The sequence below is a fragment of the Microcoleus sp. D3_18a_C4 genome, from assembly GCF_036702415.1.
Lineage (GTDB): Bacteria > Cyanobacteriota > Cyanobacteriia > Cyanobacteriales > Microcoleaceae > Microcoleus.
In genome coordinates, this window is sequence record NZ_JAUBTI010000022.1 from 1 (window position 1) to 11341 (window position 11341).

Here is an 11341-nt window from a genome sequence, read left to right on the forward strand (position 1 = left end):
GTATTGTACAATACGCGAGCGGGGACGCTCGCACTACAATAAAAAAAATGCTTTTTACAAAACTGAGATGCTCCCCTGACGACAAACCGTATTTATATTGTTTCTAGTCAGGACTTTTTACCAAATCTAAAATCTAAAATCTAAAATCTAAAATTGATCTATGCTGGCAAAATCAGAGTAAAAGTTGATCCCTTGCCAAACTCGCTATTGACAGTAATTTCTCCCCCCAGCATCTGAGAGTATTTCTGCGCTATTGACAAACCCAAACCCGTACCTCCGTACTTGCGGGTAGTCGAAGCATCAGCTTGCGTAAAAGGTTGAAATAACTTTTGTAGCTGTTCAGGAGTAATCCCAATCCCCGTATCAGTACACTTAAAAATTAACCGTTCAGAACCCCCACTATTCTCGTCATTTTTAATTCTTTCAACGCTGAGTGTAATTGTCCCTTTATGAGTAAACTTAGCTGCATTACTGAGCAAATTAAACAAAATTTGAGTCAACTTAATTTTATCGGAGTACAATTCGCCAAGATTATTAGGACACTCCACATTCAGGCGATTAGTGTTTCGCAAAAATAGCGGTGCAACAGTTCTGGCTACATCTTGAACTGCCTCCGACACGTCAAAAGTTTCTAATTCAAGTTCCGCGTGACCGGCTTCAATCTTCGACAAGTCGAGAATATCATTAATTAAGGAAAGTAAAATCTGGCCTGAATTGTGAATTCTCTCCAAATCCGAGACAAAAGTTTCTTCGCCCAAATCTAAAGCCTCTTCTTGCAGGATCTCGCTGTAACCGATAATCGCATTCAGAGGAGTTCGCAGTTCGTGGCTCATGTTAGCCAAAAACTGACTTTTAGCCAAATTAGCTGCTTCTGCAGCTTCCTTTGCCTTGTAGAGTTCTGCCTCGGCTTGCAAGCGGTCGGTTACGTCGTGAGCCAGCACTAATTCAGCATTTCTACTATCAAATACCAGAGCATAAGAAGTAATTTCTACATCAATAATTGTTCCGTCTTTTTTCTGGTGCTGCCACACACCTGCAAACTCAATACCGGCATCTACTGGAGAGATATTTTCTATCAATCTCGGCATCTCTTGGGGGGGACGAATGTCCGCAACGGTCATCTTGAGAAATTCGTCGCGAGTGTAGCCGTAGTGTTGGATAGCAGCCTGATTGACGGCTATAAATTCCAGAGTTTCTAAATCGTAAACCCACATTGGATGGGGGTTATTTTTAAACAAAAGTCTGTAGCGTTCTTCCGAGGCTCGCAGTTCGGCTTCGGCTTGCTTGCGCTCGGTAATGTCGCGGACAACCGTGCAAATAATCTCGCGGCCACCGTAGGAAATCACGCTCCCGCTTACTTCCACGTCCACGCAGGAACCGTCTCGGCGGCGGTAGAGAACTTCGCCAATTCTGAATTTTTTGTCCGCCAGCAGCAACTCAATATTGTTGTCAATTAGGTCTTTAGAGTAAGCGATGATATCGTAAATAGTCAGTTGCGAAATCGCATCAAGACTGTAATCGAGCAAGTTTCTAAACGCTGTATTGGCTTCCAAAAGGCGTTTGGTTTGAGCGTCCCACAGGAATATGCAATCTGTAGCTTGCTCGACTACGGCTCTGTAGCGGGCTTTTTCCTCAAGTTGTTCGCTGTCGGCTTGGGCGATCGCACTCAACATTCCGTTGATAGTATGGGCAAGGTCGGACAACTCGTCTTCGCCCGTCACCGGCAGTCGCACCGACAGGTCTTGGCTGCTGCTGACGCGGTTCACTGCTTTCGCCAAACTGCTCAACCGAGACAGCACCAGACGCTCTAACAGCAGCAGAGTGCAGCCGATCAACCCAATTCCCGCTAACCCTACAGACACCAGCAGGTACAGCAAACTAATTTGACCTTGGCGGTATATTTCTCTGGGGATATCCACCCGTAATAGCAGCGCAGGTTGGTTGTAAATATCCCTGATCAAAGCGTAACCCGCGATCGACTCTTCGCTTAAAGGACGTACCAAAATCGGTTTTTTTTCCGACAGTTTCTCCCGCACTTGCTGAAAGTCTGCAGGCAACCGAGCCTCATTCACGCTGTGTACGATTAGCGGCAAGCGGGTAATTTTAGAAATCTTTGCAATGCCCGCAGCATCCAAATTGCGCCCGAATATCAGCGTGCCGCGGATCGGGCCGGTGCTTTTAGTTGTGAGAATTGGCCGGGAAGTAATCAGTATCGGCCCTGACGGTAGCAGCACGATACCAGCGAGGCTGCTTTTGGCGTTGGGGTGCTGCAACAGCGGGTCACTGAGAGAAATGCGCCGTTTTAATGCTTCTGGAACAGGCGTTAGTTTCAGCTTTTCGCTGTCGAAACCCGTACCGTAAACTATTTTGCCAGAAGTATTGACAAATACGGCTATATTAACTCTCAAATTAGCCAGCGCTTCTGGAACTAAATTGGAGTCAATGAATTCTGAGTTGCGGTTTTGGATGAAGGCGTAGGTGCCGTCCCAGGACGACCAGTCGGCAAAGCGCGAGTTGAAGTCGTCGGCAGTTTGCCCGAACACGCTGAGCACTCCCTTGACCACCTGTGTGGCTTCTTGTTCCTCTGCTTTGATAAGGCTGCCCAAGAGGATGCTTGAGGAGGCGACATACAGAATGCTAGTCAGTCCAGCGATGGTAATGCCAATTATCGATAGTGTTTTCCGACGCAGTTTCATCTTGCCATGTGTGTTGTGTCCGTCCGAAATCTCAACTCAGGAGCAATTTTACTACTGTTTCCTGAAGCCTGACTGAAAGCAATTTGGTCCGGGGGCCCCCGATGTATCAGTGGGGTTGCTTTCTTCAATTCTAAAATCTCAAATCTCAAATCTCAAATCTCAAATCGATAATTCTCAACTCAGGAGCAATTTTACTACTGTTTCCTGAACCCTGACCGAAAGCAATTTGGTTCGGGGGCGCCCGATTTAATCAGTGGGGTTGCTTTCTTCAATTCTAAAATCTCAAATCTCAAATCTAAAATCGATTGACTGGTGGCGCAGCGCGTGTTTCCTACTTTTCCCACACCTGCTCTTTGTGAGATTCTTTACAAATACCCAAGATGCGCCGATCGTTCTCGCTGATGATGGAAATTGGGTAATACTGTTGCAGGTTTACCGAGTAGGGAGAGCGACTGCCGTCGTAAGTGTCCACTACTGTTAAATTTAACTGAGTTCGATCGCTGGTGCCGTAAAAACAGTAAAAAGCAGACCGAGGCAGGTAAAAAGCGCCGACTACCTTACTCTGCCGCATTTCAAATACCAAATATTCTTGTTTAATTTCCTCTGGCTTGCTCGACTGACCGTAGAGGTAAATGCCATCTGCTAAACCTATGCTAGCTGTATCTGGCGGAGGATTTGGCGGGGATTGCGAGCTTAAAACGCCGGATTTGATGTCCGAGTCGTGTGCCCGCCCTGCGGGGAATGCGATGCTGAAGTTACCGGGCGAGAGAGCAAGCACGATCGCGATCGCTTCTAAACTTCCTGTCAATATCAAATAAGTCAAAACCACTCCAGACCCCAAAATTTAAAATAGCTGGTTCCAAGCGCCTCTTGTACCATTTTCACCAAGATCGTAGAGAAACCGGGTATTTGGCTTAATTTTGGCTATTAACTTGAAGGAACGATCGCCCGCCCGATGCCTGAACATAAATCTAAGATTAGTTTTGACCAATTTTGCGTCCGCCCCGATCGGGCGATCGACCCGTCCAATAATACCATTTTAGATTTGAGATTTTAGATTAAAGAATTGAATAATTTGGCGTGACCTATTCCATAAGGGTTTGGAGCACGGGCCTACAGTTGCATTCTTTTTTTGAACTGGTATAAAAGTATCCTTCCCAGCAGCGCCAACACGAAAAAAAAGTTGAGATTTTTGGGAAAAATCTCAACTTTTTTAGTGACTAACTAGCCAAGTATTCTCGGACTTGAGATTGGCGGCGGCGCAGGTGGGCGAGGGCTTGATGTTCTAGCTGCCGCACCCGTTCCCGGCTGAGATTTAACCGTTCTCCGACTTTCGCCAGAGACATTTCGGTGCCGTCTTCCAAACCGAAGCGCAGAATTATGACATCTCGCTGCTGGGGGGTAAGTTCTGATATCAAAGTATCGAGGTCTTGCCGCAGCAATTCCGAGGTAATGTAGTTTTCTGGAGATGCCGTTTCGTCTTCTAAGAGTTCTTGCAGTTCGGTATCTTGGTTGTCTCCTACCCGCAAGTCCAAAGAAACTGGATGTCTTGCCATCAGCAGGTATTCCCGAATCTGGGAAGGGTGCAGTTCGAGGGCGGTGGCAATTTCCCCAGGGGAGGGAGACCTGCCCAACTGCTGCGTGAGTTCCCGCTGCACTTTTTTGATTTTGTTGAGTTTTTCGGTGATGTGAATTGGCAATCGAATGGTGCGGGCGTGTTGAGCGATCGCGCGGGTAATTGCTTGCCGAATCCACCAGTAGGCATAGGTAGAAAATTTGTATCCCCGCATCGGGTCAAATTTTTCCACTCCTCGTTCTAAACCAAGAGTACCTTCTTGAATTAAATCCAAGAATTCCATATTGCGTTTCTGGTATTTTTTGGCTATCGCCACTACTAGCCGCAAATTCGCTTCAATCATCTTTTGCTTAGCCCGCCGCCCTATGTGTAAGATGCGGTTCAGTTCAGGTTCGGTCAACTCCATTTCGGCGGCCCACTCTTGATCCGTCAGATCCCGCTGCCATTCTTTAGCAAGTGCTTGTTTTGCTTCGATTAATTTCATCATTTGCTGCACTTGCTTCCCGAAAACAATTTCTTCTTCTCGGGTTAGCAGGGGTACGCGACCGATCTCGTGCAGATAGGCACGAACCGTATCCGTTGAGGAGTATGGCCGGCTGCCCATGCGATCGGCTTTCACTGTTTTGTTTTTGGGGGTTGTGGTGGACATGGGTGAGTATTGCACTCCTTGTAACAACAGATAAAAAGTTGGTGATACCCTGTCCCACTTTTGCAAGTGGGATAAAGACTGCGACAAAGGGGATGTTTCCCCTCTTGTTTATCGGTGACGATCGGTAGAAGCTTTTTGTTTGGGATTACTTTTGTGCTTGATTTTCCAGTAATCGCCGTCTATTTTCGGTAGCTAGCTAGCTTTAACGGCTAGTTCCAGGCGAAGTGGAGCAAGAGTTTAGTTTTCTCAATATTATTCCCAATTTTGAGGATCGTAAAGAGTAAAAACCTCTGTCTTAAGGTCAAGATTCTACATTTTTCCTTAAGGTTTTGAATTCCCTGTTAGTTTTAACTGCAACTCAACTTCAAAATACTCATGCAAACAGACTCATGCTATTCGAGGGCTTTGTTTTGCTCTCTGTTCCATCATCGCTTGAAATTTTCTCGCTGCCTAGATGCTGGGATGCGAGATAACCGAACTCGATCGCCGTATTAAATGCGAGTAACTGTTTAAAATATTTATTGACATTTTGATTTAAATATGCTAATCCAATTCGGCTACGAGTAACGACAAGGTGTATAAAGGCTGGCGGTTGCCCTGTTTGACTTTCATTGTGCCCCTAGGCTCCATCATCTCGATCATGTTTAAGCTTAAGCAAATTTTGGGCAGTTAGGGATGAGGGGTTAGGGGGTGAATGGGGAAAAGCTTCTGACTCAAAGCTGGGGCCTAATTTTTTGGACGTTCGATCGCACTTTCTAGTTAAAGAGATTTTAAGGGCGATTCCCTACGGGATAGCTACGCACGCGCGTACTTTGTAGCTCATCTAATTCTCCAGGCTAGATTCAACCCGCAACAAAAGCTACCACTCCCTATTAAAATTAGCACAAAAGCTCGATCGGGTGCTGCAATGAAAGCTAAAAATTTCCCACAATTAGCATTACTATCGCTGGTGTGTGTCGCCTGTGTGCAAAACCCATTGGCACAAGAACCCGCCGCGTCCGCACCCAATACCCCAACTCCTACGCCAATTCAAACTCCATCCATTTCACCTCCCGTTCAAACACCAATAGCACAAGAACCCGCCGCATCGCCCGCACCCAATAATCCAACTCCTACGCCAATTCAGACTCAATCTCCCAAACCAAGTCCGACTCAAACGAGTTTAGAGGTTGCCCAGAAACCTACAAACTCTCTGCCACCTACGCAAACTTACGACATCCGGGTTATCACTAACCAACTATGGAGACGGCTGACAAAAATTACCTTTGGTGAAGATAGCATTATAGTGACTATGGCGATTACAAATGGTAGCAAGGAAGTTGTAATGCTTAATGGTAAAGATGGTATGTATCTCTACGACAACTATGGGCAACGATATAATTTATTACCTCCCTCCAATAATACCCAAATTATAATTAAACCAGGCACTACGCTCAAAGGGCAGTTTGTATTCGTAGGTTGGTTACAACCGAAAGCCAAGTCTTTGGATCTATATTCCACTATATATGAGGGTAGCTCTATTACCCTATTCAACAATATTCCAATTAAGAGGTAATTGAGAAATGACCAAGCTAATTAGACTGATTAATACTACGATAATCTCATCATTGCTTTTCGCGACCTCATCCTCTCAGTTGGCTGCCAGTAAATCCGCAAAACTTGATACTGTTGAATCAGAATCAACAGCAGTTACAACCTTAGAAGTAATACCAATTATTCCTACTACAGTAAAAGTTGAAATTATTGCTCAGACTACCGTAAAAATTGAGAATATCACCGCTAATCAAACTGCGACAGAGGAGCAGCTACCCACTCAAATAACAACCGAGACTGTCAAAAACATTGAAACAGAGTTGAACGCCGAAAAAGTACCTGAAGGCATCAGAATTAATGTGCCAGAAACTATTTTATTTGATTTTGATAAATATAACGTCCGCGCCCAAGCTAAACCCACTCTCACCAAGATCAATCTGCTGCTGAGACATTACAAAAACGCCCAAATATTCATCAACGGACACACCGACAACAAAGGAGAAAATGCCTATAATCTAGAACTTTCCCAGAAGCGAGCCGCAGCGGTAAAATATTATTTTATTAACGTTTTCAAGGTGCAGAATACCCGGATGCAAACCAAAGGGTACGGCAAAACTAAACCGATTTCTCCTAATAATAATTTAGACGGCTCAGACAACCCGGTGGGGAGGGAGAAAAACCGCCGTGTTGAATTAATTATTAAAACATAGGAATTAGATTATTTTACCGCAGATGCACGCAGATTAACGCTGCTCAAGAGGGATTTTATAATGGTTTGATCTGTTGTTAAAATCCCAAATCCATTTTAGCAGATTCTGCCTCGGCAAATACTTGTTCGTCGGGCATTTCTTGCCAGTCAATATCCCCAATTTCTCTGTAGAATTGCTCGTCATAGGCGCGAGTTTGCACGACGACGGGCATCGGTACGGCGTGCCCCAAAACTAATGCTTGCTGTTTGGAGTCGAGTTTTGCCAAAACCGATCGCAAACTCTGCCCTCCTGAAACGCCGGTAAAAATAGCATCGATGTCTTTATCGTCGTTTAGCAAAGCTGTGATCCGGGTGCCGACTTGCGACATGACTTCGCCGTCGATGCCGGAGGGACGCTGGTCTACAATCAGCAGGGTTACGAAGTATTTTCGCATTTCTCTGGCAATTGTACCGAAAATAGTCGATCGCACGATCGCCGGATCGAGAAAGCGGTGAGCTTCCTCTATGGTAATCACCAATGGCTGCGGGCGATCGCACGGATTTTTGCTCTGCAAAAACTTCTCAGCTTTCCGCACGTAAGAGCCGTGAATGCGGCGAGTAATTACGTTTGCTGCTAACATATAGGACAGCAAATCCGAGTGCGAACCGAACTCAATTACTACATTTTTCCCCCCATCCAAACACTGCAAAACTTCACTCACATAATTTTTCGGACAGCGTTTCCGAATATATTTCAAGTCGTTTAAGCGCTCTAATTTTCGCTGCAAAGCCATAATCGAAGATTTATTTCCCCGCTTCTCTTCGCAAAACATTGAAATATCTTCATTGCTCATTTCCAGCAACTTATTGATCCAACTGCTGCCCAACTCGTTTCGCAAAATTATTGCATTTTCGATACTAGCTTCCGACAAATTTAACTCGCGTTGTACCAGCGCGATGTCTTCCACTTCTATTTCATCGAAACTCAAAAATAATTCTTGAGCGTCGCGGACACCCCGGCGTTTTGTCGATTCTGGATCGAGGGTATAAATCTGAATTTTATCGGGAAACAACTGCCGCAAACCTTTAACAGTGCTGAACTGTTTCCCTTCCGAAACAGCTTCCCACCCGTACTCCGAGTGCATATCAAAAATTAAATTAACAGCAGCCTGCTTGCGAATAATTCCCGACAATAGCAAGCGCGTCAGAAAAGATTTTCCCGTTCCCGACTTCCCAAAAACTCCGTTGCTGCGTTCCACAAATCGGTCTAAATCCAAGCACACAGCAACGTCCATGTCAATCGGTTTGCCGATCGCAAAATTGCGGCGATACGGGTCATCCTCCCAGCCAAAAACTGCCCGAAAATCACTTTCTTTGGCATCAAACACCTGCGAAAAGTGGCTGGGAATAGTTTTGACCGGCAGCAACTCAATATCCGCACCGCTTTGTGACTCAAAAGAAGCCAAATTTCCTAACGCCAACTTGTTCTCGCGAACTCCGCCGTTTTTCCTCGGGTCGAAAATTGCCTGCTGTTTTTCTCGTTCAGCAGTCAACATCAACATCGGCGACAGTTCGATCGTACCGTAGGTGCTGCTACCTGCTAGCACTGCGAGCAGAAAATCGTCGTCGGGATTGGGAGGATTCGATAAAATGCGGGCGCTTGAAGTTCCGAGAGACACGTCGGTGAGCATACAGAAAAAGTGCGATCGCACCCCCCGCACTACTAGAAATTTCCCCACCCTCATATCTTCCACCGAAACATCGGCGTGCAGTCGCACTTCTAATCCCTTGCTGAGGGAACCTTGAATAACAGAGCCTAACGGTCGATCCATTTTAGATTTTAGATTTTAGATTTTAGATTGTTAATAATCGAGCAATTTTCGAGCGGCGATTTTTTATTGTAGATTTTCGATTGTTAACAGTCAACTAATTACCATTCCGATTCTAATGGCAATTCAAAAAAACTCGGACTCAGATCTATATCGGTCAAATCCGTTTCGCTCAAATAAGCGTCAGTCAAAAATACCCCTTTTAAACTTGCGCCTTTGAGGTTAGTACCTTTTAGGTTAGCACCTCTGAGATTAACTCGGAATAAATGAGCATCGCTCAAATCGGCCTCAGTTAAATCTGCTCCCTCCAAATTTACTCTCATCAAATCTGCTTTTCGGAGATCGGCTTCGTTTAACTTAGCGCCGCTGAGGTCAGCTTTTGTCAAGTCTACACCTCTCAAGTCTGCCCCGCTCAAGTTAGCGAACAGCAAAGTAGCTCCGGTGAAATCTGTCTCCCTCAAATCGGCATCCCTTAAATTAGCGTCGCTGAGGTCAGCCCTTGTTAAGTCTACACCCCGGAGGTCAGCAGAACTCAAGTTTACTTGGTGTAAAATTGCGCCGCTTAAATCGGCTCCTCTCAAATCAGTTCCCTCCAAGTTTGCACCTTTGAGGTAAGCTTTTTTTAAGCTAGCTCTGCTGAGGTCTACATTTTTGAGATTTACCGAAGTTAAGTTAGAAGCGCTCAAATTAGCTCCGCTTAAATCTGACCCGTTTAAGTCGGCTCCGGTTAAATTTACCCCTTGCAGCGATACATTGGGAGCAATTAAATAAGCTCCGCCCAGACTGGGGTCAATACCTTCTGAAAACAAAGTCTTGTTGCTGTAAACAGCTTTCTCCAAAATCGTGCCGCTCAAACTGGCTTCCCTCAAGTCCGCTCCGCTGAGGTTGGCTCCTGCTAAGTTTGCCCGATCGAGTTTTGCGCCAAATAAAATAGCTTGGTATAAGTTTGTCCGCCGCAAATCGGCTCCTTTTAAATCCGCTTCGGTCAAATCTACCATAGCCAGATTTAAGCCAGGGAGCGAAGCATTGGGAGCTAGCAAAAATGCTCCCATTGCACCCGGATCAATATCTTCGGGAAAGATAGTCCGGTTGTTGTATACGGCCTTGTCTAAAATGGCGCCGCTCAACTGAGAACCGCGCAAATCCGCCCCGCTAAGGTTGGCTCTGGTTAAGTTGGCTTCGTGGAGATTTGCTCCTACTAAATTAGCCTTGATCAAACTTGCTTGTTTGAGGTTTGCGCCCGTGAATTCTGCTCCTACGAGAGTAGCTTCTCGGAGGACAGCCCCAGTCAAATCAGCTCTAGTGAGGTTAGCTAAATTAAGAAATGATTCAGCTAAATCCGCCCCGCTGAGATTAGCGCCGCTGAGGTCGGCTTCCATCAGGTCTGCATACCTGAGCATAGCGCCGCTGAGGTTGGTTTCTCGGAGATCCGTGCCTCGCAGGTTGGCTCCCCGGAGTTCCGCACCGCCAAGGTTGGTGCCTTTAAGTGCTTGTCCCCTGAGATCGAGTCGGTGCAGAAAGTCACCAACGTTCATTTCCATGTCAAATTTACCCTCTCTATGCCGATACTTTTTTCCTAACCTTTGAAATCAAGTTAGATATTCTGAAAGTATCTTTGCTGAGTTCTGGTCAAAACCATTGTAATCATCAATAGCCACAACTGGCGCATCTGGCGGATAGTGTTCTGGAATATCGTCAATGGCTACCCAAGGTGAGTTTTCTGCTTGATTTTGTCGAAGATACTCAAGAACTTCCTGGTGTCGTAGATATTTGTGTCGGTGAATATTTTTGGGATTGAGGAAAGGGGTGAATCCGATAATACGGCTAGCGATATCTGGTGAAAACAATGGAGGGATTACCTCGAAGGGGAATATTTCTTTCCAAGAGGATGAAATTACTACTCGCGCATTAGGATAGGAACGGAGGACATTTTCAAAGTGATTAAGGCAATCGGAATTAAATTTCATTATATCTGCTAGAGAGTTATATCTTCCATGTCTTCTGTCAGGAATAAGTACACCATCAATGTCTAAAAAAATTAACATTAATTAAAAAGCCTCTTGAATGATTTAATGACTATTAATACTGCTTAAGAATATAAATGTGCATCGACGGTTCTCTATCAAGTGTCGCTACATCGACTTGTTATATCATGTTCGATGGATTGACCATAATATCTCGGTCGGGCGGGTTTTTGAGATTGTCAATTATTGGCAGATATTGGCAGGTTTACCCGCCCCTACCTGATTTCTGGTAATCGACCGGACATAATATTAGACGGCAATCAACATTCACCATAATATCTCGGTCGGGCGGGTTTTTGAGATTGTCAATTATTGGCAGATATTGGCAGGTTTACCCGCCCCTACC

At 45.3% G+C, this 11341-nt stretch carries 8 protein-coding genes; 2 read left to right on the forward strand and 6 right to left on the reverse strand.

Annotated elements, in window-relative coordinates:
* Window positions 1-158 precede the first annotated feature (158 nt).
* The 3 genes from QUB16_RS12735 to QUB16_RS12745 form a co-directional block, all read right to left on the reverse strand.
* A complete protein-coding gene (locus tag QUB16_RS12735) occupies window positions 159-2696 on the reverse strand; it encodes a CHASE4 domain-containing protein (protein ID WP_333316473.1) in 2538 nt (845 codons plus the stop codon).
* A 331-nt stretch (window positions 2697-3027) separates the two neighbouring features.
* Window positions 3028-3525, reverse strand: coding sequence for a hypothetical protein (locus QUB16_RS12740; RefSeq protein ID WP_333316475.1), 498 nt, complete (start codon window positions 3523-3525; stop codon window positions 3028-3030).
* A 391-nt stretch (window positions 3526-3916) separates the two neighbouring features.
* Window positions 3917-4921: an RNA polymerase sigma factor, RpoD/SigA family gene (locus QUB16_RS12745; protein WP_333316477.1), complete on the reverse strand. Its 1005-nt coding sequence runs from the start codon at window positions 4919-4921 to the stop codon at window positions 3917-3919.
* A gap of 976 nt (window positions 4922-5897) precedes the next feature.
* Here QUB16_RS12745 and QUB16_RS12750 point away from each other — a divergent pair.
* Together QUB16_RS12750 and QUB16_RS12755 are read left to right on the forward strand one after the other, a co-directional pair.
* Window positions 5898-6476, forward strand: a complete 579-nt coding sequence (locus tag QUB16_RS12750) for a hypothetical protein (protein ID WP_333316479.1) — start codon at window positions 5898-5900, stop codon at window positions 6474-6476.
* A 7-nt stretch (window positions 6477-6483) separates the two neighbouring features.
* Window positions 6484-7164: an OmpA family protein gene (locus QUB16_RS12755; RefSeq protein WP_333316481.1), complete on the forward strand. Its 681-nt coding sequence runs from the start codon at window positions 6484-6486 to the stop codon at window positions 7162-7164.
* 76 nt (window positions 7165-7240) lie between these two features.
* On the opposite strand, the gene QUB16_RS12760 is transcribed toward QUB16_RS12755, so the two are convergent.
* From QUB16_RS12760 to QUB16_RS12770, 3 genes are all read right to left on the reverse strand, one after another.
* Window positions 7241-8974: an ATP-binding protein gene (locus QUB16_RS12760; protein ID WP_333314476.1), complete on the reverse strand. Its 1734-nt coding sequence runs from the start codon at window positions 8972-8974 to the stop codon at window positions 7241-7243.
* 98 nt (window positions 8975-9072) lie between these two features.
* Entirely contained in the window at window positions 9073-10512 is a 1440-nt protein-coding gene (locus QUB16_RS12765; protein WP_333316483.1) for a pentapeptide repeat-containing protein, read from the reverse strand.
* A gap of 48 nt (window positions 10513-10560) precedes the next feature.
* Entirely contained in the window at window positions 10561-11016 is a 456-nt protein-coding gene (locus tag QUB16_RS12770; RefSeq protein WP_333316485.1) for an HAD domain-containing protein, read from the reverse strand.
* Window positions 11017-11341: the final 325 nt, after the last annotated feature.

What these genes read in the sequence shown, in the direction of transcription:
- QUB16_RS12735 (WP_333316473.1), bottom strand. Translation starts at nt 2,696, where the DNA reads ATGAAACTGCGTCGGAAAACACTATCGATAATTGGCATTACCATCGCT.
- QUB16_RS12745 (WP_333316477.1), bottom strand. Translation starts at nt 4,921, where the DNA reads ATGTCCACCACAACCCCCAAAAACAAAACAGTGAAAGCCGATCGCATG.
- QUB16_RS12755 (WP_333316481.1), top strand. Translation starts at nt 6,484, where the DNA reads ATGACCAAGCTAATTAGACTGATTAATACTACGATAATCTCATCATTG.
- QUB16_RS12760 (WP_333314476.1), bottom strand. Translation starts at nt 8,974, where the DNA reads ATGGATCGACCGTTAGGCTCTGTTATTCAAGGTTCCCTCAGCAAGGGA.
- QUB16_RS12765 (WP_333316483.1), bottom strand. Translation starts at nt 10,512, where the DNA reads ATGGAAATGAACGTTGGTGACTTTCTGCACCGACTCGATCTCAGGGGA.
- QUB16_RS12770 (WP_333316485.1), bottom strand. Translation starts at nt 11,016, where the DNA reads ATGTTAATTTTTTTAGACATTGATGGTGTACTTATTCCTGACAGAAGA.